Origin of the sequence: Kitasatospora sp. NPDC086801 (assembly GCF_044745805.1) — a bacterium.
Classification (GTDB): Bacteria; Actinomycetota; Actinomycetes; order Streptomycetales; family Streptomycetaceae; genus Kitasatospora.
In genome coordinates, this window is the sequence record NZ_JBIVAX010000018.1 from 126548 (window position 1) to 149374 (window position 22827).

Sequence of the window (22827 nt, forward strand, 5' to 3'; positions counted from 1 at the left end):
GGGCACACCGGCATCCGAGGCACCTGACCTCGCCGTAGGCTGCGGCGCAGTCACCGCCGCCTACTGCCGGACCGGACCGCCAGCCATGCGATGACGGCGGCCGCCGCAACGGAGATGCCCCGGTGTAGGGCCTGGTCCAGTTCGTGCCACGACGTTCCGGGCCCGTACAAGGAAGTCGTCACCTCGCCGTCCTCGTCCAACCGCAGGGCCTTGCAGGCCTCGATGTAGTCCGTCCTGCCCGCCAGCCTGGCAAGGCCGGCCAGTACCGGCCCGCGGTCGATCAGAGCGTGGGTGAGCCCGTTGACCAACGTCCCGGCCAGCAGCGGGGCGGCGGGCAGCCGATATCCGCAGGCCCGGGTGATGGCCAGAGCCCCGGCCGTCTGTACGGCGCTGTACGACAGGACGTGCTGGGCGGCGCACCGCAGTCCGAACGCGCCGGCGGTCATCGTCCGCTCGCCGCAGAGAGCGGGACGATCGGCGGTAACCGGCGTCCCGTCCCGGTGCACGAGATCGTCGCCGCGCAGGCGTTTGCCGTAGCGTCTCGGCCCGCCTGCGCCCACTGGTCCGCCAGAGGGTGAAGTTCCCCGTGCGTGGCGAGGAGCGCGCCGAAGAGCGCGAGACGTCGGATGGTCGTGCTGGTCGTGCTGGTCGTGCTGGTCATGGAGTCTCGCCGTGATGAGTGTGCTGTCACCGGGCCGGTTTCCGGTGTTGAGCCTGAGGATCTGCCTGCTGCGCCGGATCCACGCCGAGGCGGACGCGGTGGGCGAGATCGACTGGGACGTCTCGGTCGACTCGACGGGTGGTGACGGCGACGGGGTCGGCCAGCAGGTTCGGTGATCGCGACTTCCCTGGGAAGTGGGAAGTGGGGATGGGGGATGCCCACCCGACGCCCGCCCGGCGGTGGACCGTGTCCGTCCCGCCACGGCGGGGCCTGGACACACCTCCGGCCGGGTCCGTCCCCTGTGCGGACCCGGCCGGTAGCCCATGGGGCGCCTGCGGGATGGCGGTCCTGCGGTGTGCGGTGTGCGGTGGCTCGCCCGGTGGGTGCGGGGAGCCTGTGCCGTGCCGTTGGGATCGAGCGTAGGGCGGGGCGTCTTACCGATCGCTTACTGATGGCCCTGGGGCCGGTGAGGCCGCGGTGAGGCGCCGCGACGAGACGTCACCGCGTACCGGCCGGGGTGGGTACCGACCGGAGTGGGACAGGGGCGGCCGCCGTCAGCTCCCGCACGTCAGGGCGTCGCCGGGGCCCGCGCCGGGCCCGGCCAGCGGGAGGTCGCTCAGCTCGCGGGCCTCGTCGAGCACGCGCGCGGCCGACTCGGGCAGTCCGGCCGCCGCGTAGGCCCGGCCGAGCGCGCGGAGCGCCCCGGTGAGGAAGGAGCGCCAGCCGCGGGCGCGCCACACCAGGACGGACTCCTCCAGGTACGAGACGGCCGAGGAGTGGTGTCCCGCCGTCAGGTCCAGCTCGCCGAGGATGCCGAGGGCCTGGGCGAGGTGGTGGCCCATGTCGAAGCGCCGGGCGATGACCAGGGCCGCTTCGGCCGTCGGGCGGGCGCGGTCGTCGCCGGTGGCCGAGTACAGCGTGGCCAGGTAGAGCAGCGAGAACGCCTCCACGTAGCGGTCGTCGAGGGAGCGGGCCATGGCGAGCGAGCGGGTGAGCAGCTCGCACCCCCGCTCCACCTCGCCGGCCCGGCCGTGCGCGGCTCCCAGGAACTGGATCGCGGTCGCTTCGAAGCGGGTGTTGCCGATCAGCCGCGCCAGCCGGAGCGTCTCGGTCAGGTGCTCGATCGTGCGGCCGAGGTCGCTCTCGCCGTAGGCGATGGCGATGATCTGGTGCGCCCTGGCGCGGCCGCCCGGGTGGTCGTGGACGGTGGCGAGGTCCAGCGCCCGCCGGGCGGTGTGCAGCGCCTCCTGCTCGCGTCCCTGGGCCACCAGGCTCCAGGCGGTCAGGACGAGGGCGTCGGCCGTTCCGCGCGGCTCCCGCACCTCCTCGAACAGGCGCTGCAACTGCCGCGCGCGGTCCTGGAGGGCGACCATCGTCTGGGTGCCGTCGGCCGGGGTCGTCCAGGTCGTCACCTCGATGAGGCCGCGGGTGAGCACGGCCGTGCCCCGGACGTCCCCGGCCGCCCGGCAGGCCTGGAGGACGGCCAGGTGCGTGCTGCGCCAGTCGTCGTACAGGCCGCGGACGTCGCAGTACTTCTCCAGGCAGGCGGCGAGGTCCCAGGCCACGGGCACCATGCGCAGCGCGGCGGCCTGCCGGGCGCTCGCGTTCAGGGCCGGCTGCTCGGCGTCGAACCAGGCCATCGGGTCGTCCAGCAGCCCTGCCGTGAGGGCGGACGGCAGCGGGTGGCGGGGTGCGTCGCCGTGGATCGGTGCGAAGCACGGCCCGGGCACCTGGTCGGCCGCCTGTTCGGCCAGCCGGAGCCAGGCGCCGAAGGCGCCTTCGAGCGCCGCGGCGCGCTCGGCCGGGCGGTCCGCGGCCTCGGCGTGCTCGCGCGCGTACAACCGGACGAGGTCGTGGAAGCGGTAGCGCAGGTGCGGCTCCGTTCCGGTCTCCTGGAGGAGTTGCGCGTCGATCAGTTCCTCCAGCTGCCGCTGCGCCTCCTCCATCGGGACACCGGCCATCGCCGCCGCGGCCCACGGCGCGAAGTCGGGTGCGTCGAGCAGGCCGAGCAGCCGGAACGTGCGGCGGGTCGGCTCCGACAGCCGGGCGTAGCCGACGGCGAAGCCGGTCCGTACGGCCAGGTCACCCGCCGCCAGCTCGTCGAGCCGCCGTCGTTCGTCGCGCAGCAGGTCGGCGAGCCGGGCCAGGGCCCAGCGCGGCCGGGCGGCCAGGCGGGCTCCGGCGATGCGGACGGCCAGCGGCATGCCGCCGCACAGCTCGGCGATCTGGGCGGCGGCCACCGGTTCGGCGGCGACGCGGTGGTCCCCGAGGATGCGGCGCAGCAGCGTCCGCGCGTGGTCGGCGTCGAGTTCGTGGAGGTCGACGAGCCGGGCGCCGGGCAGGGCCGTGAGCGCGGCGCGGCTGGTGACGAGCACGGAGGAGCGGACGTCCGGGTGCTCAGCAGGGTGGTCGGCCGGGAGGTCGGTCGGGTGTGCCGGTGTGCCCGGGAGCAGCGGTGTGATCTGCTGCTCGCCGGCGGCGTTGTCGAGGAGGACGAGCATGCGGCGGTCGGCGAGCAGGGTGCGGTACAGCGCCGAACGCTCGTCGAGGGAGTCCGGGATCTCCCGGGGGTCGGCGCCGAGCGCGCGCAGGAAGGCCGCCAGGACCCGGGCGGGGTCGGCGGGCGACTCGTCGGCCCCGCGCAGGTCCGCGTACAGCCGGCCGTCCGGGTAGTCGGCAGCGGCGCGGTGGGCGGTGCGGACGGCCAGCGCCGTCTTGCCGATGCCACCCATGCCGGCGATCACCGGCACCCGGCCGGCCGCCAGTACGTCCAGGACGAGCCGTACCTGGTCGTCGCGGCCGGTGAAGTCCGGGAGGTCCCGGGGGAGTTGGGAGGGTACGCGCGATCGCCCGAGGTCCGGACGGGTTCCGTCGCGGTCCTGGGCCAGCAGATCCAGGAACACGTTCTGCACCTGCTCGCCCGGCTCGATCCCGAGCTCCTCGGACAGCCGCCGGCGCAGCGACTGGAAGCGGCGCAGCGCCTCGGCCGCCCGGCCGTCCGCCGCCAGCAGCTCCAGCAGGGCGGCGTGCACGGGCTCGTCGAACGGGTGCTCCTGCGCGAGCGCCGTCACGGCCGGAAGGGCGGTGCGGGGCGCTGCGGCCGCCAGTGCGGCCCGGGCCAGGGACAGTGCCGTGGCGCGCACCGCGCCTTCCACGGACGTCACCAGCGGGTCCTCGCGGTTCACCCGCTCCAGCCCGGCCAGCACCGGGCCGCGCCGCAGCCCGAGCGCCCCGGCCAAGTCCCCGTCGGCGGCGAGCCCCCGGAACCGCCCGAGGTCCACCGCGTCCGCTCCGGTCGCCAGCCGGTACCCCTGCGGGTCGGACTCCAGCGCCACCGCCTCGTCCCCGAACTGTCCGAGCCAGGCGCGCAACCGCGACACCCCGGTGTGCACCGCGCCCCGGCCGATCCGGTCCGCCTGCCCCGCCCACACGAGTTCCAGCAACCGCCCGGCGGGAAGCCGCTCCCCCTCCGCGAGCAGCAGGGCCCCCAGCAGCCCCCGCAGTACGGTGGCCCTCGGCAGCGCCTGCGGCACGGAGTCCACGGCGACCGTCAGGGGGCCCAACAGCCCGAACGTCATCCTCATCCGCTTCAGTGTCCCCCAAGAGCTCGCGATGACACCGGGTCCGAACCGTGCCGCCCGTGGGTGACGGCCGTCGGCCGCGGTGCTCCACGACATTAGTACGGACACCGAGGAGCGGTGGGAACCGGCCTCCAGGCTGTCGGGCCGCCAGTCGCCGGGCCGCTCGGGACGCCCGACGTGGACGTAGCCGAACCGGGCGTCCCGATCGAACTGACAAGTCGTCAAAACATGTCAGATGTCGTTGAATTGGATACACGAGACGGAGTCGCCAGAGAGAACTCCCGCACACTCGAGCGCGCTTATGCACACTCCACGACCAGCGGTCAGCAACCTCTCCTCCGCCGCCGAGGGCGTCATCTGGGCGGCGGCCCGCGCGCTACCGCCCGATGGTCGGGCCGCACACCACCGACGCCACTCCGGCCTGCGCTCGGGCACCCTGCAGCCGCCGTCCTGCGCCAGCTCTGAGCTCAGCCCCGAGCTGCGCCGAGCCACCTGCCGAGCGCCTCGTCGAGCCCGTCCGGGGTCTCACCGCTGTCGCCCGCCCAGGCGACGAAGCCGTCCGGGCGGACCAGCAGGGCGGCCGGCGTGGGCTGTTCGGGGCAGTGGGAAGTCACGATCCGCAACCGGTCGCGGTGGCCGTCGGCGCGGGCGCGCAGCTCGGGGTCGTCGGTGAGGTCCAGCAGCAGCGCGCGGCCGTCGTGCAGGTGGTCGGCCAGCTTGCTGCCGTCGGCGAGTACGAGGTCCGGTGCGCTGCGGCCCACCAGCGGGTGCTCGCCGGGCAGGTCGTAGTGCTGCCACACGCCGGAGAGCTGCTTGACGAAGTAGGTGGTCCCGGCCACGGTGTCGGCCAGCTGGGCGACGACGTTGCGCAGCGCGCCGCTGCCCGGCTCGGGCCGCATCAGCGCGACCTGTGCCCTCGTCCAGTCCAGGACCCAGGTGCCGATCGGGTGCCGCTCGGCGGTGTAGCTGTCCAGCAGGCCCTCCGGCGCCCAGCCCTGCACGGTGGCGGCGAGCTTCCAGCCGAGGTTGATCGCGTCGCCGATGCCGAGGTTGAGCCCCTGGCCGCCGAACGGGGAGTGCACGTGCGCCGCGTCGCCGGCCAGCAGCACCCGGCCCGCGCGGTAGGTGCTCGCCTGGCGGGCGTTGTCCGTGAAGCGGGTCGCGCTGTGCACCTTGGTGATCGTCACGTCCACGCCGCTGACGTTGCGCAGGCTGGCCTGCAACTCCTCGGCGGTGACCGGCGACTGGCGGTCCGCGGGCGGACCGTCGAACTCCACGGTGAGGATCCGGCCCGGCATCGGCCCGTGCACGTACGTCCCGACCGCGGTCCGGTTCCAGCCGGCGCCCAGGGCCTCGGAGCCGGTCATCTCCACTATCGCCTGGTGGCCGGTGATCTCCGGGGCCGTGCCGGGGAAGTCGAACCCGGCGAGCCGGCGCACCGTGCTGCGGCCGCCGTCGCACCCGACCAGCCAGCCGGTTCGGATCGGCGCACCGCCGTCGGTGTGCACGGTCACCCCGTGCTCGTCGGTGTCGAAGCCGGTCAACTCCACGCCCCGGCGCAGCTCGACGCCCAGCTCGGCCGCGCGCTCGCCGAGCACGTGCTCCAGGGCGGCCTGCGGGATGAGGGCGGCCTTGTCGACGGGGCCGCGGTCGGCGAAGTCGGGGTCGTCGGCGGGGTCGAAGCGGTCGACGCTCAGCATGATCCCGGCGAAGTGCCCGGCGATCCGCTGCGGCGCCCGCGCGGGCACTGCGCTGTCGGCGGGCGCTCCGCCGTTGGTGGGCGGCCCGCCCGGGCGGCGTTGCCGGGTGAACTGGGCGAACTTCTCCAGTGCCTGCGCGTGGATCTCTTCGAGCGCCGGGAGCAGCCCGCGCCGGTAGAAGGCCTCCACGCTGGGCGTGTTGATGGCGCCCGCCTTGACCGTCTGGTCCACCTCGGTGAGCCGTTCGATGACCAGCACCGAGGTTCCGGCGAGCCGGAGCTCGCAGGCCAGCATCAGCCCGACCGGCCCGCCGCCCGCCACCACCACGTCGTAGTCCGTGCCTGCGTCCGTGCCTACGTCGGTGCCTGCGTCTGTGCGCATGTCCGTGTCCATGACTTCACTGTAGTCACTAAAAACCTGTGGTGGATATAATTTCGGTCATGGATGTAGCCAAGACCCCAGACGCCGGCGACGAACCGCAGTCCCGGAACCTCACGCTGCGTCAGCGCAAGAAGGCGCAGACCCGGCAGCGGATCTCCGGCGTGGCCACCACCCTGTTCCTGGCGCGCGGGTTCGACCAGGTCACCGTCGCGGAGGTGGCCGAGGCGGCGGAGGTCTCGGCCATGACGGTCTTCAACCACTTCCCGCGCAAGGAGGACCTCTTCCTGGACCGGATCCCGGAGGTCGTCGAGCTGTTCACGAGCGCGGTGCGCGACCGCCCGGCCGCCGAGTCCCCACTCGCGGCGCTGCATCGCCTGATTCTCGAACTCGTCGACGAGGGCTACCCGTTGGCGGCGCTGCGGGATCGCTTCACGGCCTTCTGGCAGGTCGTGGTGGACTCCCCGTCGCTGCGGGCGCGGGCCCGCGAGGGCGTCGAGGAGCTGGAGGGCGCGCTGACCGAGGTGATCGCGCAGACCTCGCCGGACCCGCAGCCCCGGCTGACCGCCGCGCTCGCCGTCGCCGCCTATCGCACCGGCTGTCTCACCTCCGCGGGCCGGATGCTGGCGGGGGAGAGCGCGGCGGCGGTCGACCCCGATCATCGGGCCCTGCTGGACGCGGCCTTCGGTGCGCTCAGGCGGGCGCTGCCGCTGTCGTAGCGCCATCGCTGTCGTAGCGCCGCCGTGGGCGCGAACGCGGACGGCGGGCGGCGGGCGGCCGGCAGGCCGAAGTGGCCTGCGGTCGACCGCCGTTCAAAAATCCCCGCGACTACTCGACGACGAGCGAGACCGGGATGTTGCCCCGGGTGGCCTTGGAGTGCGGGCAGGAGGCGTGGGCCTGCTCGACCAGGGCGCGGCCGGCCTCGTTCTGCAGGTCGTCCGGCAGCTCGACGCGCAGCGTGACGCTGAGGCCGAAGCCGCCGTCGAACTCCTTGCCGATGCTCATCTCGGCGGTGACCGAGGCGTCCTTGGTGTCCACCTTCTCCATCCGGCCGACCGCGCCCAGCGCGCTGGCGAAGCAGGCCGCGTAGCCGGCGGCCGGGCGTCGTAGCCCTCCCGCAGCATCTCCAGCCAGGAATCCAGGTCCTCCCGGGCCCGCGCCTCCCGGACTTCCAGCAATGCGGTCACCGACGGCATCCCACGCCTCCACGACCAGACGAACCCTCCGCTGGTTGCCCGCAGCCGGCCACCCCGACACCGCGACCACCCGAAAGCTGCTGGTCATCGAGCTACAGACCGGTTCACCAGCACGCTCTCAGCGGATCGGGGCGGGCCGCAGTGGGAAGTGGCAGGCGGCCAGGTGGTCGTCGGGGCCGAAGGCGGTCAGCGGGGGCTCGGCCTCCGCGCAGATCTGCTGCGCCGCCGCGCAGCGGGTGCGGAAGCGGCAGCCGGACGGCGGGTCGATCGCGGACGGGAGCTCCCCGGCGACGCCCCGGTTGCTCTTGGCCTTCTCCACCACCGGGTCGGCCACGGGAATGGTGTCCAGCAGGCCGCGGGTGTAGTGGTGCACCGGCCGGGCGTACACCGATGGTGCGGGGCCGATCTCCACCAGCTTGCCCAGGTACATCACGCCGATCCGGTCGGACAGGTACCGGACCACGGACAGGTCGTGCGAGATGAACAGGTACGACAGCCCGAGTTCGCCCTGCAGATCGCTCATCAGGTTGAGCACTTGCGACTGGATCGACACGTCCAGGGCCGAGACGGGCTCGTCCGCGACGATGAGCTTGGGGCGCAGGGCCAGCGCGCGGGCCAGCCCGACGCGCTGGCGCTGGCCGCCGGAGAACTCGTGCGGGTAGCGCTCCAGGGCGGTGAGCGGCAGGCCGACCAGGTCGAAGATCTCCCTGATCCGCCGGTCGCGGTCGGCCTGGCCGTCGATCCGGTGGATGTCCAGCGGCTCGCGCATGATCGAGTGGACCGGCATCCGCGGGTTCATCGCCGCGTAGGAGTCCTGGAACATCAGCTGGACGTCCCGGCGCAGTCGGCGCCGCTCGGCCCGTGGCACCAGGGCCAGGTCCCGGCCCTCGAACACCAGGCTGCCGCTGGTGGGCCGCTCCAGGCCGACGATGAGCTTGCCGACGGTGGTCTTGCCGCAGCCGGACTCGCCGACCAGGCCGAGCGTCTCCCCCCGGCGGACCGTCAGGGAGAGGTCGGCCACGGCGCTGACCGCGCCCACGGTCCGGCGCAGGACCAGGCCGCTGGTCACCGCGTACTGCTTGACCAGGTTCTCGATGCGCAGCAGTGGCTCGGCAGGCCCTGGCGGTACGGGCACCGCCAGGGCCCGTACCGCCGTCGCCGGGGGCGGTGCCACGGCAGTCGGACGGCCGCCCGGCTCGGCCCCGCCGACCGGGAAGTAGCACGCGTAGCGGTGTCCCGGGACCTCCCCGGACAGCGGCGGCTCCTGCGTGTGGCACAGCTCGGTGGCATAGCGGCAGCGCGCGGCGAACCGGCAGCCGGCCGGGGGAGCGGTCAGGTCCGGCGGCAGGCCGGGGATCGAGTAGAGCCGGCCGCCGGACTCGGCGAAGCGCTCCGGCAGCGATGCGAACAGCGCCTCGGTGTACGGGTGGCGGGGGTCGGTGTAGAGCTCCTCGGTGCGGGTGGTCTCGACGACCTTCCCGGCGTACATGACGGCGATCCGGTCGGCCCGTCCGGCGATGACGCCGAGGTCGTGGGTGACCAGGATGACGGCCATGCCGAGCTGCTGCTTGAGGTGGTCGATGAGTTCGAGGATCTGCTTCTGGACGGTGACGTCGAGGGCGGTGGTCGGTTCGTCGGCGATGAGCAGTTTGGGCTCGTTGGCCAAGGCCATGGCGATCATGGCCCGTTGGCGCATCCCGCCGGACAGTTCGTGCGGGTAGACCAGGGCCCGCCGGGCCGGGCTGGGCATCCCCACCAGGGACAGCACCTCGACGGCGCGCTCGTGCGCCTCCTTCCGGGAGGCCCGGCGGTGGATGCGCACGGACTCGGAGATCTGCCGGCCGATGGTCATCGTCGGGTTGAGCGAGGTGGTCGGATCCTGGAAGATCATCCCGATGTCGTTGCCGCGCACCCGGTCCATCCTCTCGGGGTCGAGCGCGAGCAGGTCGCGGCCGTCGAGCAGGACCCGGCCGCCGACGACACTGCCGCCGTTCGGCAGCAGCTGCATGATCGACATGGCGGTCATGGTCTTGCCACAGCCCGACTCGCCGACGATGCCGAGGGTCTCGCCCGCGTCCACCGCGAGGTCGACGCCGTCCAGGGCGTGCACCACCGAGCGCTTCAGCCGGATCTCGGTGCGCAGGCCGGTCACTTCGAGGAGCGCCACTGCTGATCCTCCGTCGGGTTCACCGCTTCTGCAGCCGGGTTTCGAAGGCGTCGCGCAGGGCGTCGCCGATCACGTTGAAGCACAGGATGATCAGGATGATCACGGCGGCGGGCGGATAGATCATCCACCAGTAGCCCTGGCCGGCGTAGCTGGTGCCGACGTCGAGCATGCCGCCCAGGTCGTTGTTCGGGGCCTGGAGGCCCAGGCCGATGTAGCTGAGCGTGGACAGGGCGAAGACCGCGTCGGCGATCGAGAACGTGGTGTTGACGATCGTGGTCCCGACGGTGTTGGGCAGGATGTGCTTCAGCACGATCCGCCGGCCGCCCGCGCCCATCATCCGGGACGCGGCCACGTAGTCGCGGACCTTGATCGCCAGGGCCTCGCCGCGGACCAGGCGGGTGATGCCGAACCAGGAGGTCAGGCCGACCTCCAGGATCAGCACGGCCTTGCTCTTCCCGTAGACGCTGCTCAGGTAGATCAGCAGGAAGATCAGCGGGAAGGACATGAGGGAGTCGATCACCCGCATCATCAACGCGTCGATCCAGCCGCCCAGGTAGCCCGCGACCGCGCCGTACAGCGCGCCGAGGACGGCGGCGATCAGACCGGCGGCGAGGCCGATCTCCAGGCTGGTCTGCCCGCCGGCCATCACCTTGCCGAGTTCGTCGATGCCGTCGTTGTCCGTGCCGAGCGGGTGCCCGGCGCCCGGCGGCAGGGTGACGGCGGAGAGGTTCACCACCGAGGTGTCGGCGTGGTAGAACAGCGGGCCGAGGAAGCAGAAGGCGATGATCGCGACCAGGACGGCGACGGCGACCAGGGCCAGCCTGTTCTCGGCGAAGACCTCCGCGCCGCGCCGGAGCATCGAGCGGGGTCGCCCGGCCGGCTCCCCGCCCGGGTCGGAGGCGGGCCGACCCGCCGTTGTACCGGGTGTCAGGGCCATCAGGTGAGCCTCACTCGTGGATCCAGCACGGCGTAGCCGAGGTCGGCCAGCAGCGAACCGACCACGGTGGTCACCGCGGTGAGCAGGGTGGCCGCCAGGGTGACGCCGTAGTCGTTCTGCAGCGCGGCACGGGTGCTCAGCAGCCCGATGCCCTGGATGTTGAAGACGTACTCGACGATCAGCGCGCCGCCGACCAGCGCGGGCAGCGAGAGGCCGACCAGGGTGACCATCGGGATCAGGGCGTTGCGCAGGACGTGGCCGTACAGGGTGCGGCGCCGGGAGGCGCCCTTGGCCTGGGCGGACCGTACGTAGTCCTGGGTGATCTGGTCCAGCACCCCGGAGCGCATGTAGCGGCTGTAGCCGGCCACGGTGGTGACGGTCAGGGTCAGGACGGGCAGGCAGACGGCCCCGGGGTGGGTCAGCGCGTCACCGAAGGTGGCCACCTGGTTCTGCACCGAGACCCAGCGCAGGTCGTCCTCGAACCACTGCTGGATCAGGAAGCCGATGAAGAACGTCGGCACGCCGTAGGCGACGAAGGAGAACACCGTGAAGGCGTGGTCCAGCACGCTGTTGCGGCGGGTGGCCTGGAACAGGCCCGCCGGTACCGCGATCAGCAGCGCGAGCAGCAGCGAGGCGCCGACGATGTAGGCGGAGGCGCCGAGGGCGTTGAACAGCAGGTCGGAGATCGGGCGCTGTTGGATGTAGTCGAAGCCCAGGTCACCGTGCAGCAGGCCGTCCAGCCAGGTCCAGTACTGCACGTAGACGGGGTGGTCCAGACCCATCTGCTGGGTCAGGTGGGCGATGTTGGCCGGGGTGGCGTGGGCACCGAGGATCGCCCGGACCGGGCCGCCCGGCATGAGCTGCATCAGGCCGAAGGAGATGACGGTGACCATCAGCACCGTCACGAGGGCCTGGAACAGCCGTCGGATCAGGTAGGCCGTCACCGCCGCCCCCTGTGGGGGGCAGCGGCGGCGCGGTTACGGGTGGCCGTCATTTCGTGTAGTACCAGTACTCCGGCTCGTAGCCCTGGAAGGGGTCACCGGCGTCTACGTGCAGCTTCTTGGTGACCTCGCTGACCGCGAGCGTGTTGGGGGTGTAGATCACCGGCTGGTCGCCCGCGATGTAGTCCTCGTAGGCGTACAGGTCGTTGACGTCGCTGCCGGTGGTGGTCTTGACGATCAGTTGGTCCAGCTTCGGGTCGGAGAAGCTCCAGACGTTCGGCCCGGCTCCGGTGGCGAACAGCGCGTCACCGGTCGGGTAGTAGTCGGGGGCGTAGACCCAGCCGCCGTAGAGCAGGGCCTGCCACTGGCAGCCGGCCGGTTGGGCGGCGCTGCAGGCCACGCCCTCGTTGCCGATGGTGTTCTGGGTCTGGCTGACCGTGGTGATGCCGATGCCCGCCTTGGCCGCGTCCGAGCGCATGTCCGCCGCCATGGTGTCCAGCGCGGCCTGGCCCGAGGGGTAGTTCATCGTGAACGCGGCCTTGGTGCCCGCCGCGATGCCGGCACCGCACTGGTTCGGGCCGCTGCCCGGATCGGTGCAGGTGGCCGGGACGCTGTCGGTGTTCCAACCGTGGCTGCTCAGCAGCTGTTTGGCGGCGGCCAGGTCGTAGGTGGCCCGCTCGGACTGGCTCTTGGGGGAGAGCGGGTTACCGGCCGGGAGGGTGGGCACGGCGCCGGTGGTCGGGTAGCCCCAGCCCTTCCAGATGCCGTTGATGATGCCCTGCTGGTCCACGGTGTCCTGGACCGCCTTGGTGAAGTAGGGCTGTTTGAACAGTGCGCCCACGTCCGGGTTGGCGAAGTTGATCTGGTAGTACGAGATCTCGTCCAGGTAGGTCGGGGCCGGGATGTAGTACCCCGCGCTGCTCAACGGGTTGCCCGCGTCCGGGTTCTTGGCGTTGAAGGTCGGGGAGTCCTCGGCCGGCAGGTAGCCGACGTCGATGGCGTTGGCGCCGCCGCTGCCGGCCTTCAGGTCCGCGTACTCGGTGGTGTCCGAGGTGTAGGGGACGAAGTCCACCTCGTCGAGGTGCGGTTTCTGCGGTCCCGAGTAGGTGGTGTTCGGCACGATCCCGTACGCGCCGGAGGTGCCGTTGTAGTTCTTGAGCTTCCACGGGCCGTCGACCACCGACCACAGCGGGCTGCCCGCGAAGTCGCCGCCCTTGGTCGACTGCGTGCTGAGGTAGGCGTAGTCGGCCGCGCAGTCGGTCATGGCGGCGTCCGAACCGAACGCGTCGCTCGCGCAACTTCCCTTCTTGCCCGGGCCGGTGAGGTCCCAGGCGAGCGGCATCGGGGTGATCTGGCTGAGCTCGTCGTCGGTGAACCAGCTCTGGCTGACCGGGGTGTTGAGGGTCAGCGTCAGGGTCTGGCCCGAGGCGGTGGCCGAAGCCACGTTGTCCGGGAAGTACTTGGCGCCGATCGCCGGGTTCGGCGGGGTGTAGTAGCCGCTGTTGGACGTCTCGGCCTTGGCCATGTTGATCCAGAACAGCACGTCCTGGGCGGTGACGCCCTCACCGTTGGACCACTTCCACGGTTTGACCTGGACGGTGACGGTCTTGCCGTCCGCACTCCAGGCGGGCGCCTCGCCGAGGGACACCTCCGGGTCGAGGGTGACCTTGTCGTTCAGACCCCAGTAGTACAGGGGGCGGTAGAACAGCTCCTGGAACTGGCTGGTGTTCACCGTGCTGACCTGGGACGGGGAGTCGAACGGCCAGATGGCGTCCGGGAAGGTGGAAGGCGGCTCGGCGACCCGCACCACGCCCCCCTGCACCGCTGCTCCGGTCGGCCCCGGGCTGCCGCTGCCGCCGCCCCCGTTGTTGTTGCTGCCGCCGCTGCAGGCCGTGGCGGTTGCCATGACCGTGACCAGCGCCACTGCCTGTGCGAGTCTGCGCGCTCCTGCGGACTTCGTCATCCTGGGCATGCCCCTCTCCCCCACGTGAACACCAGCGAGTTCTTTCCTTGCGCGACCTGACGGATCGCCGACGCAGGCATGGCGATGCCGTGATCGGGCAACGTGAGCGGCTTTCCCGACGGCGGGAAGGCACCGGCGTCCATGGGCTTCAGCCGCATCCTGCTGGCCCTGCCCCGCTCGGTGCTACCAGTTAGACCGATTTTTCGAACAGAGAGAAGCCTTGGGGAGGACTCCGGTTCGTCAAGTTTCCATCAAGGAATGGATCTTGAGGCCCAGCATGATCCCGGCGGCGGGACCGGGAGGGCAGGCCCGGGAAGGACGCGAAGAACTCGTTCACCGCGGAATTCGCGCGGAATTCGGTGCGGAATTCGCGCGGAATCCGCGTCGTTCGCGGGGTGATTTCCCGGACGGAAACCGGGGCGCGCGCGGGCACTCGGACCCCAGGAGGCGAAGAGGGATGGTGGGGTTGGTGGAGCCGCTTTCAGCACGGCTCGGGGGAGGGCGGCGTTTGCCGGCGCCTTACGGGAGCCCCGGCACCTGGCGTTGCACAGCCGAAGGGAACGACGATGATGGACTGGAGCGGCTCGGATCAGCTCGGATCAGCTCAGATCAGCTCGGATCGGCTCGGATCCGGAGGAGATCGCCGCGGCCGAGGGGCCGGGCCTGCCCTTCGAAGGGCCCGACGGCACCCGGCGCGCCCCGGTGACGGTGACGGGCGCTGCACGAGCAGTGACGAAAGGCAGGATCTTCCATGCGTGCCACCCTCATGTACGGGCCCGGCGATGTCAGGGCCGAGAACGTGCCCGACCCGTCCATCGTCGAGCCCACGGACGCGATCGTCCGGATCGCCCTGGCCTGTGTCTGCGGCTCCGACCTGCACCCCTACCACTCCATGGACAAGACCGACCAGGGCACGCCGATGGGGCACGAGTTCCTCGGTGTCGTGGAGGAGACCGGATCGCAGGTGCACGGTCTGAAGCGGGGCGACTTCGTGGTCTCCCCGTTCGCGTTCGCCGACAACACCTGCCCGATCTGCCGGGACGGCTTCCAGACCGCCTGCCCGCGCGGCGGCTGGTACGGCGCCGGGGGCGTCGGCGGCGCGCAGGCCGAGGCCGTCCGGGTGCCGCAGGCCGACGGCACCCTGGTCAAGATCCCCACGGACGTGGACACGGCGCTCCTGCCCTCGCTGCTCACCCTGAGTGACGTCTACCTCACCGGCTACCACGCCGCCCACATGGGCCGGGTCGGGCCCGGCCGGACCGTGACCGTCATCGGCGACGGCGCGGTGGGCCTGTCCGCCGTGCTGGCGTCCCGGCGCATGGGCGCCGAGAAGATCATCCTCATGGGCCGCCACACCTCCCGCACCGACCTCGGCAAGGAGTGGGGCGCGACCGAGGTCGTGGCCGAGCGCGGCGAGGAGGGCGTCGCCAAGGTGAGGGACCTGACCGGAGGCGAGGGCTCCCACGTCGTCCTGGAGGCCGTCGGCCTCATGCCCGCCTACGAGCAGGCGTACGGCATCGTGCGGCCCGGCGGGATCATCTCCCGCGTCGGGGTGCCGCAGTACGAGGAGGCCCCGGTCGGTTTCGGGTCGCTGTTCGGGAAGAACGCCCAGCTGGCCGGCGGCCCGGCCCCGGTGCGCGCCTATATCGAGCAGGCCATCCCCGATGTGCTGGAAGGGCGAATCGACCCGGGCCGGGTGTTCGACGCCGAGGTCGGCCTGGACCAGGTCGCCGACGCCTACCGGGCGATGGACGACCGCAGCCGGCTGAAGGTGCTGGTGCGCCCGTGAGCACCCGCAAGCCCGACGCCGCCACCGCCGCCACCGCCACCGCCGCCGCCGCCACTGCTGCCGCGCACGAGCGGCTCTTTCCCGGCCACCTCGCCACGCTCGCGATCACCGATCCGGAGCTGATCGAGTACTTCGGCAACTGCCGCCGTGCGCAAGACGGTGGACGAGCGGTGCACAGGCTCCCGACCTTCCTGTCCGTGCTCGGCTCCAAGCTCAACCCCGCACCGGCACGCAGCCGTCGGTAGGGCATGTGGTCGCATCCGGTCGGATGCGGCCGCACGGGGCGGGGGTGCAGGCCAGGCGGCCGCGCCGGGCCGAGGCGGGGTCAGTTGGACGGCGCGTCAACGCGGGCGCCGACGCGTGGGGGCCGTGGGACGGGAATGGCTTGAGTCGGGCCTGATTCATATGATGGAAAGCCAGTCATTGTTTTGCCGGTGTCATGATCTTCGGAGGGCGCCCCGGACCAAGGTGCGCCCATGGAACCGGGCCGGTCTCCGGATTCGCTCCGGTCCTCGGGCTTGATTCAGGGAGTATCATGCGCGGCACCGTGCTTGCCGACCGCTACCGGCTGGTGGACTTGCTGGGCGGCGGGTCGATGGGCGACGTGTGGCTCGCCGAGGACGAGGTCCTGGGCCGCCGGGTGGCGGTCAAGGTGGTGAAGCCGGCCCTGCTGGACGAGTCCGGCTTCGCCGAACGCTTCCACGCCGAGGCCCGCGTCATGGCGCAGCTGCGGCACCCGGGCATCGTCGGCGTGTACGACTACGGGCACAGTGCCGTGGACGGGAGGCCCTCGGTCGGCTACCTGGTCATGGAGCTGATCGACGGGGAACCGCTGAGCGCGGTGCTGGAACGCCGCGGCGCCCTGCCGGTGGCGGAGACCCTCCGGACGGCACTCCAGGTGCTGGAGGCGCTGGAGGCCGCGCACGAGTCCGGGGTGGTCCACCGGGACATCAAACCGGCCAACCTGATGGTCTGCGGCGACCGGACGGTGATCGCGGACTTCGGCATCGCCCGGCCCGGCTGCGACGCCCGGCTGACGGTGCCGGGGATGGTGCTCGGCACCGCCGCCTACCAGGCGCCGGAACAGGCCTCCACCGGGACGGTCACCGCCTCGGCGGACCTCTACGCACTCGGCGTCGTCCTCTACGAATGCCTCGCCGGGAAGCTCCCCTTCGACGGGGAGACCGCCCTTGAGATGATCCTCAAGCACCTCACGGAGCCCGTGCCGCCGCTTCCCGAGGACGTGCCCGCGCCGGTGTGGGCGCTGGTCGAGCGGGCGATGGCCAAGGAGCCCGGCGAGCGCTGGCCCGACGCGGCGGCGATGGCCGCGGCGGTACGGAACGCCCTCGCGCCGGCCGGGGAGAAGACGCCGCCGGCCCCGGACCGGCCCCGGCCGGTCGCCCGACGCACACCGTGGGCCAGGTTCCGCCTGCGCGGGCTGATCGGGGTGACGGCGCTGTCCCTGCTCTGCGTGGCCGGGGCCGCCGGGGCGACGGTGATCCGGTCCGACGAGGACGGTGCTCCGACCCCCGCCGCCGTCGCCGAGCCGACGACCGGCCTCGCGGTGCCGGGCCTCCCCGCGTCGGTGGCAGCCGACCGCGAGCCCGCCGGACAGCCCTCGACCCAGGCTCCGGTGCCGTCGGCCGGACCGGGAGCGGGCGGGAGCCCCACGCCCGACGCCGGGCCCGAGCCGGTCGCCGGACGGACCTCCGCCGGGCCCGTCCGGCCCGGTGCGCCCGCCCCGGGCTCCGACGCGTCCCCTGTCGGTCAGAAGCCCGTCCCGCCCGCGCCGACCCCCGCCCCGGCCCAGCCCGGTGCGCCCGCCGTCAGTCAGAACCCCGCCCCGCCCGCGCCGACCCCTGCCGTCCCGTCCCAGCCCGCCTCCCAGGAACCGGCCCCGCCCACGGCGTCCGCGACGCCGACGCAGCCCCCGCAGCCCACACAGCAGCCGAAGCCGCAGCTGCCCTCCCGGGCGCAGATCACCAGCAATGGTGCCGCGCTGGACAACTACCTCTCAGAGGACCGCGACGGCAACCAGATCGACACCTTCGCCGTCAACGACACGCCGGCACAGACGTGGCGGCTGGACAAGTTCACCGAGGGGAAGTACTTCCTGCGCAACGCCTCCAGCAACTTCTCCAAGGTGCTGGATCTGGACGTGCGCGACGGGCGCGTGCAGATCTGGACGAGCCCGCCGTACAACGACAACCAGCTCTGGTCCTTCGAGCCGCTCCAGGGCGGCTACCAGATCGTCAACGTCGCCACCAAGGGCTGTCTGACGTCCGACGGAATCGGCTACTGGGCCAGGGTGACGGCCTGCTCGCACGCGAATAACCAGGTGTGGGTGCTGTCCTGAGCCGTCGGACCGGGAGCTGAACGGGCTCCCCGGGGGTCACGCCGACAGCCGAGCGGCGGAACCCCTTCCCCGGAGGGTCACGCCGGCAGCCAGGACGGCCACTGTCGGCGGGGCCGGTCGGCGGCCCGGCCGAGGCCGATCAGGGCGGGCAGCCGGTCGGCCTCGGGGGAGCCGATGGAGGCCAGGATGTCGTAGGCCTCCGACCGGCACGCCCGGGCCGCGTCCTCGGTGGCGTCGCGGTCGGCGAGCGCGTCACCGAGCGCCGCCAGGGCCAGCCCCCGCCCCCGGCGATCGCCGTCGAGCGTCAGCACCTCGACCGCCCGGTCGGCCGCCTCCACCGCCTCGTCGCTGCGGCCGACGGCCCGCAGCGACTCGGTGAGCCGCAGGAGCGTCCGGCCCGTCCGCCGCCGGTCGTCCGGCCGCAGCAGGGCGAGGGCGCTGCGGTGGTGGCGCAGGGCCTGCTCGAACTCGCCGCGATCGTGGGCGATCGTCCCCAAGGAGTCGAGGGCGAGGGCCTGGAGCCCGTGGTCGGCGAGTTGGTGGCAGATCAGCAGGGACTGGTCGACGACGCGGACCGCCGTCTCGAACCGGCCGAGCTCGGTGAACGCGCCGGCCAGGTTGAGCAGTTCACCCGCCACCGAGCGCCGGTCGCCGAGCCGCTCCCAGACCGCGATCGCCGCGGTGAAGCCGTCGACCGCGTCGCTCGGCCGGCCGACCTGGACGAACAGGGCGGCCAGGGAGGCGTGGGCCAGGGCGAGCAACGGCCCCGGCAGGTTGTGGACGATGCACAGGTCGCGGGACCTGAGCAGCTCGCCGAGGGCCGCGGGTTCGGAGCCGACCTCGGTCAGCAGCCGTCCGAGCACCAGCCGGGCCCTGACCTCGGCCGTTCGGTCGCCCTGCCGGAGGGCGGTCTGGAGCAGGACCTTGGCCGCGTGCCCCAGCGGCCGGGCGGCCTGGCCGGTCTCGCACAACAGGCTGCATCCGAGCAGCAGTTCGGCCACCAGATCGAGCCGTGTCGGCTCGGGGAGCCCGGCGTACTGGCCGACCAGGGCACCGATGCCGTGGAACTCGCCGCGACCGCGGGCCACCACGCGGAAGTCGCGAGCGTACGGCGCACCCGCGTCGGTCAGCGCCGCGCGGCTGGCGGCCGGGCCGAGGGCCGCGATGGTCTCGGCGTGGTGGCGGATCGCCAGGCGGGTGAGGACGGCGGCCGGGCGGTCCGCCTCTGCCCCCGCGCCAGCCTCCGACCCCGCGCCCGCCCCTGAGCCCGCCTCCGACCCCGCGCCCGCCTCGGTATCCGGGGTGAGCCGCTGGGCGAAGGCCCGCAGCAGGTCGTGGTACCGGTAACGGTCCGGTGGCGCGGTCTCCAGCATCGAGCAGTCGACCAGCGACTCGGCCAGTTCCTCGGCCTCGTGCTCGGGCAGGTCGAGCACCGCCGCGACCGTGCCCGGCGACAGATCGGGCACGTCCGGCACCGCCAACAGGCGGAAGGCCCGGGCCTGTTCGGGTGTCAGCTGGTCGTAGCCGAAGCGGAACGCCGACTCCACGGCGAGGTCCTCGGTGCGCAGCACGTCCAGTCGGCGACGATTCTCGGACAGCTTGTCGAGCAGCCGGGCCATGGTCCAGCCCGGTCGGCAGGAGAGGCGGGCGGCGAGGATGCGCACGGCCAACGGGAGGTGGCCGCAGAGTCGGACGAGCTCCCTGGCCGTGTCCGCCTCGGCCCGCAGCCGCTGCCCGCCGACCACCTGGCCGAGCAGGCCGAGGGCCTCCTCCGGGGCGAAGGCCGGCAGCTCGACGGCCTGCGCGTTGGGGAGTGAACCGAGCCTGGCCCGGCTGGTGACGAGCACGGCGCAGCCGGGCCGGCCGGGCAGCAGCGGCCTGATCTGTTCGGCGTCCCGGGCGTTGTCGAGGACCACCAGCACGCGCCGGCCGGAGAGCAGCGAGCGGAACTGGGCGGAGCGTTCGGGGAGCCCGGCGGGCAGCGCGTCCGCCGGCACGCCGAGGGCGCGGAGGAAGGCGCCCAACACCTCCTCGGGCAGGGCCGGGCGGCCGTCGGCCCCGTGCAGGTCGACGTAGAGCTGGCCGTCGGGGAAGTCGGCGGCCAGCCCGTGCGCGACATGGACGGCCAGGGCCGTCTTGCCCATGCCGCCCAGGCCCGACACGGTCGCCACGGGCATGGTGTGGGGGGCGAGCAGGACGGTCCGCAGCGCCTCGGTCTGCGCCTCGCGGCCGGTGAAGTCGGCGAGGTCGGCCGGCACCTGGGTCGGCCGTACCGGGGCCTGGTACGGCGGGCGGGCCGCGGCGCCGCCGGGCCGGGGCGGCGCGGACGCCACGAGGGTGGTGTCGGCCACCAGGATCCGGCGCTGCAACTCGCGCAGCGCGGGCCCGGCGGTGACGCCGAGCTCTTCCCGCAGCCGCCGGTCCGTCGTGCGGAACACGCTCAGGGCCTCGGCCTGCCGCCCGGTCCGGTAGAGGGCGAGCATCAGCAGTTCGGAGAACCGTTCCCTGAGCGGGTGTTCGGTCGTGACCGCGGTCAGTTCGGCGACGGCCTCGCCGGACGGTCCGGCCTCGACCTCGGCCTCCAGACACGACTCCAGGACGGTCACCCGGCGCTCGGCCCACTCGCCGCGCTGCCGCTCGGCATAGGGGCCGGAGAGCCCGGACATCGGCTCGCCCTGCCAGAGGGCCAGCGCCAGGCGGAGCGTGGCGGCGGCGTGGGCGTGCTCCCCGGCCCCGCTGAGCTCCTTCGCCGCGCCGACGAGTTCCTCGCAGCGGTGGGTGTCCAGGCTCCCGGGATCCACGGTGAGCAGGTAGCCCCCGCTGAGCGAGGTTAGCGCGGCGGGCCCGAGGACGCGGCGCAGGCGGTGGACGTACGTCCGGATCACGGCCAGGGGCTTGGCGGGTGGCTCCTCGCCCCACAGGTCGTCGATGAGTTGACCGGCCGACACGGGGTGGTTGGCCCTCAGCAGCAGCGAGAGCAGCAGGCTCCGCTGCTGCGGCGACCCGAGCGCGAGCTCGCCGCCGTCCCGCCACCCCCGTACCGGTCCCAGTACCGCGAACCGCAACCCACCCACCGACCGTCCCCCTTTGCCCGCAAACGAACCCCCGGGCGCATGATACCGACCGCATCACCCCTGGCCCCGGACCGCTCCTCATGGGGTCGGCCGCGGGGGACGTGGGTTTCTGCGGCGAAAAGGAAGCGGGGAAGAAGAAGGTGGCTCGCCCGCGCGACATCCTGACGCCTCACGTAGTCATGAGGGGTATGCACGGGGATCACAGGACAAGGGAACAGGCGGGAACCGAGTGAAGTCAGCACAGGAGGATGAGTACCTGGAGTTCGTGGCCGCGAGGGCGAAGGCGCTGTACCGCTCGGCGTACGTCCTTGCGGCCGGCGATACGCATCTCGCCGAGGACCTGGTCCAGGAGACGCTCAGCCGGGTGTACGTGCACTGGAAGCGGGTGGCCGGTGCGGACAGCCCGGCGGCCTACGCCCAGACGGTTCTGGTCCGCACCTTCCTCAGCCTGCGGCGTCGGCGAAGCACCGGAGAGCGCCCCGTCGAGAACATGCCCGACGGTACGGCGTCCGGCCCGGACACCGCACTGCGGCTCACCCTGCTGGATGCGCTCGGCCAACTGCCGCCCCGCGACCGGGCGGTGCTGCTGCTGCGTTACTGGGAGGACCGCAGCATCGAGGAGACCGCCCAGATGCTCAAGCTGAGCAGCAGTGCGGTCCGCTCCCAGGGCACCCGGGCGCTCGGCAGGGTGCGTGCGCTGCTCGGCGACAGCCTGTCCGACCTGGTTCCGCACTGAGCACCGGTGCGCGCAGGTCGAAACCGCCACGAAGCCCCCATCAGCGACAGAAAAGGTGACGCCAGCATGCCGTTCGAAGCAGACCTCGCACACGCCCTGGACCGCACGACCGACTCCCTCGAACCCGACCTCACCACGCTCGTGAGCGGAGCCGTCGAGCGCGGGCGGAGCCGTCGGCGTCGGCGCACGGCCGGCGTCATCGCCGGGGTCGGCGCCTGCGCCGTGATCGCGGCAGCCGGCCTGGTGATCCCCGACGTGCTCGCCGGGGCCCGCCACGCAGGATCCGACATGGAGACGGTGGCGCTCGCGATGCCCCGTTCCGCGATCACCGACACCCAGATGATCCACGCCCTGGAGGAGACGTTCCCCGGGGGCCGGTTCAGCCAGGAGACCGGGCAGAGCAACAACCCCGCGGATCCGTCCGCCGGGTACGTCGCCAACGGCGGTCTGGTCGTGGACGACGGGCACGGCGCCTCCTACGTCGGCGTCTCGGCCCTGCGGCTCAAGCTGCCGCTCAGGGACGGCGACGGGCTGAGCTGCGACCAGTCGCCCAAGCGTGCCGCAGGTGACACCTGCAAGCTGAGCGAGCTGCCGAGCAGCGCCGCGATTCCCGGCGGGGCCCTGGTGATGGTCGAGCAGAACGCCGCCAAGTACCCGGCTGGTGCCAAGCACCCGGCTAGTGCCGACACCGCCCGCCGCTGGACGGTGACGGTGACCCTGAAGTCGACCGGCGCGCAGCTTCAGATGGTGCAGTGGAACAGCACCGGCGGCGGTACCGGCGCCGAGGTGCCACCGCCGACCCGTGCCGCGCCCCCGCTCTCCGACGAGCAGGCGGTGGCCGCACTCACCGGTGCCACCTGGGCGCCGATCCTCGGCGCCCTCGTCTGACCTGCCGTTGACCTGCCGTCGAGAGGCAGACCCCTACCGCCCCGGGCACACTCCTGGCGTGCCCGGGGCGGCCGCAAGGGACGCACCTGCGCGGTTCCGTACTGGGCATTTGTTTCGGGCGCCGAGTAGGGGTACTGTCGCCCAGTCGCTTGGCAGGGAGCACCGGACACGCATCGGCGCGGACGGTCCCGGGGCGGCCAATCCTTTCGAAACACCACGTCCTGGTTCGGGCTGGGTCGCGTCTTGTCGCGGCTTGGTTCTTATTTCGGCGTGTTCGTTTTATCGGATTGCGGCCGATTCGCTTTTCGGAGCGAGGATCGGCTAGAGTTTGAAACGTCAGACGGGGCGTCAAGCCGCAGAAGACACCGGCGAGTTGGATGAAGGAAGCCCCGGAAACGGAGCGGAAAACATCTGATAAGCTGGGAACACGAAAGAACGAAGCGCCCGGAGGGCTCGCTGG

The 22827-nt window shown here is 72.5% G+C and carries 15 protein-coding genes and 1 pseudogene; 7 read left to right on the forward strand and 9 right to left on the reverse strand.

What is annotated here, in order from left to right; translation table 11 throughout:
* Positions 1–50 precede the first annotated feature (50 nt).
* Entirely contained in the window at positions 51–446 is a 396-nt protein-coding gene (locus ACIPLC_RS20435; protein WP_400474411.1) for a hypothetical protein, read from the reverse strand.
* A 229-nt stretch (positions 447–675) separates the two neighbouring features.
* Between ACIPLC_RS20435 and ACIPLC_RS20440 the strand changes: the two genes are divergently transcribed.
* On the forward strand, positions 676–837 hold the full coding sequence (locus tag ACIPLC_RS20440; protein ID WP_400474412.1) for a hypothetical protein: 162 nt from the start codon (positions 676–678) through the stop codon (positions 835–837).
* A 378-nt stretch (positions 838–1215) separates the two neighbouring features.
* Here ACIPLC_RS20440 and ACIPLC_RS20445 read toward each other — a convergent pair whose 3' ends face one another.
* Complete coding sequence (locus ACIPLC_RS20445; protein WP_400474413.1) at positions 1216–4245, reverse strand: ATP-binding protein; 3030 nt, start codon at positions 4243–4245, stop codon at positions 1216–1218.
* 464 nt (positions 4246–4709) lie between these two features.
* Entirely contained in the window at positions 4710–6323 is a 1614-nt protein-coding gene (locus tag ACIPLC_RS20450; RefSeq protein WP_400474414.1) for an FAD-dependent oxidoreductase, read from the reverse strand.
* A gap of 59 nt (positions 6324–6382) precedes the next feature.
* On the opposite strand from ACIPLC_RS20450, the gene ACIPLC_RS20455 reads away from it, so the two are divergent.
* A complete protein-coding gene (locus ACIPLC_RS20455) occupies positions 6383–7039 on the forward strand; it encodes a TetR/AcrR family transcriptional regulator (RefSeq protein WP_400474415.1) in 657 nt (218 codons plus the stop codon).
* A 109-nt stretch (positions 7040–7148) separates the two neighbouring features.
* Here the strand turns inward: ACIPLC_RS20455 and ACIPLC_RS20460 are convergent.
* The 5 genes and pseudogenes from ACIPLC_RS20460 to ACIPLC_RS20480 all read right to left on the reverse strand — a co-directional run.
* A pseudogene (locus ACIPLC_RS20460) lies at positions 7149–7418 on the reverse strand (Ohr family peroxiredoxin); the annotation flags it as partial.
* 216 nt (positions 7419–7634) lie between these two features.
* Positions 7635–9683 (reverse strand): dipeptide ABC transporter ATP-binding protein, encoded by a 2049-nt coding sequence (locus tag ACIPLC_RS20465; RefSeq protein WP_400474416.1) that lies wholly within the window; start codon positions 9681–9683, stop codon positions 7635–7637.
* Between the two features lie 19 nt (positions 9684–9702).
* Entirely contained in the window at positions 9703–10620 is a 918-nt protein-coding gene (locus tag ACIPLC_RS20470) for an ABC transporter permease (protein WP_400474417.1), read from the reverse strand.
* Positions 10620–11564, reverse strand: a complete 945-nt coding sequence (locus ACIPLC_RS20475; protein WP_400474418.1) for an ABC transporter permease — start codon at positions 11562–11564, stop codon at positions 10620–10622. Before ACIPLC_RS20475 ends, ACIPLC_RS20470 begins: the two co-directional genes overlap by 1 nt.
* Positions 11565–11610: 46 nt before the next feature.
* Positions 11611–13533: an ABC transporter substrate-binding protein gene (locus ACIPLC_RS20480; RefSeq protein WP_400474419.1), complete on the reverse strand. Its 1923-nt coding sequence runs from the start codon at positions 13531–13533 to the stop codon at positions 11611–11613.
* A gap of 742 nt (positions 13534–14275) precedes the next feature.
* Between ACIPLC_RS20480 and ACIPLC_RS20485 the strand changes: the two genes are divergently transcribed.
* The 3 genes from ACIPLC_RS20485 (at position 14276) to ACIPLC_RS20495 (ending at position 17669) form a co-directional block, all read left to right on the forward strand.
* Complete coding sequence (locus ACIPLC_RS20485; RefSeq protein WP_400474420.1) at positions 14276–15313, forward strand: alcohol dehydrogenase catalytic domain-containing protein; 1038 nt, start codon at positions 14276–14278, stop codon at positions 15311–15313.
* Positions 15310–15558 (forward strand): hypothetical protein, encoded by a 249-nt coding sequence (locus tag ACIPLC_RS20490; protein ID WP_400474421.1) that lies wholly within the window; start codon positions 15310–15312, stop codon positions 15556–15558. Before ACIPLC_RS20485 ends, ACIPLC_RS20490 begins: the two co-directional genes overlap by 4 nt.
* A gap of 290 nt (positions 15559–15848) precedes the next feature.
* A complete protein-coding gene (locus tag ACIPLC_RS20495) occupies positions 15849–17669 on the forward strand; it encodes a protein kinase (RefSeq protein WP_400474422.1) in 1821 nt (606 codons plus the stop codon).
* A gap of 77 nt (positions 17670–17746) precedes the next feature.
* On the opposite strand, the gene ACIPLC_RS20500 is transcribed toward ACIPLC_RS20495, so the two are convergent.
* Positions 17747–20743: an AfsR/SARP family transcriptional regulator gene (locus tag ACIPLC_RS20500; protein ID WP_400474423.1), complete on the reverse strand. Its 2997-nt coding sequence runs from the start codon at positions 20741–20743 to the stop codon at positions 17747–17749.
* A 229-nt stretch (positions 20744–20972) separates the two neighbouring features.
* On the opposite strand from ACIPLC_RS20500, the gene ACIPLC_RS20505 reads away from it, so the two are divergent.
* Together ACIPLC_RS20505 and ACIPLC_RS20510 are read left to right on the forward strand one after the other, a co-directional pair.
* The gene (locus tag ACIPLC_RS20505; RefSeq protein WP_400474424.1) at positions 20973–21479 is read left to right on the forward strand and encodes a SigE family RNA polymerase sigma factor; all 507 of its coding nucleotides are present in this window, start codon (positions 20973–20975) and stop codon (positions 21477–21479) included.
* A 66-nt stretch (positions 21480–21545) separates the two neighbouring features.
* Positions 21546–22367, forward strand: a complete 822-nt coding sequence (locus ACIPLC_RS20510) for a hypothetical protein (RefSeq protein ID WP_400474425.1) — start codon at positions 21546–21548, stop codon at positions 22365–22367.
* Positions 22368–22827: the final 460 nt, after the last annotated feature.

Bases quoted from the DNA above. Each gene is read 5' to 3' on its own strand.
- ACIPLC_RS20435 (WP_400474411.1), bottom strand. From the start codon at position 446: ATGACCGCCGGCGCGTTCGGACTGCGGTGCGCCGCCCAGCACGTCCTG.
- ACIPLC_RS20495 (WP_400474422.1), top strand. From the start codon at position 15,849: ATGCGCGGCACCGTGCTTGCCGACCGCTACCGGCTGGTGGACTTGCTG.
- ACIPLC_RS20445 (WP_400474413.1), bottom strand. From the start codon at position 4,245: ATGAGGATGACGTTCGGGCTGTTGGGCCCCCTGACGGTCGCCGTGGAC.
- ACIPLC_RS20450 (WP_400474414.1), bottom strand. From the start codon at position 6,323: ATGCGCACAGACGCAGGCACCGACGTAGGCACGGACGCAGGCACGGAC.
- ACIPLC_RS20510 (WP_400474425.1), top strand. From the start codon at position 21,546: ATGCCGTTCGAAGCAGACCTCGCACACGCCCTGGACCGCACGACCGAC.
- ACIPLC_RS20455 (WP_400474415.1), top strand. From the start codon at position 6,383: ATGGATGTAGCCAAGACCCCAGACGCCGGCGACGAACCGCAGTCCCGG.
- ACIPLC_RS20485 (WP_400474420.1), top strand. From the start codon at position 14,276: ATGCGTGCCACCCTCATGTACGGGCCCGGCGATGTCAGGGCCGAGAAC.
- ACIPLC_RS20440 (WP_400474412.1), top strand. From the start codon at position 676: ATGAGTGTGCTGTCACCGGGCCGGTTTCCGGTGTTGAGCCTGAGGATC.
- ACIPLC_RS20480 (WP_400474419.1), bottom strand. From the start codon at position 13,533: ATGCCCAGGATGACGAAGTCCGCAGGAGCGCGCAGACTCGCACAGGCA.
- ACIPLC_RS20470 (WP_400474417.1), bottom strand. From the start codon at position 10,620: ATGGCCCTGACACCCGGTACAACGGCGGGTCGGCCCGCCTCCGACCCG.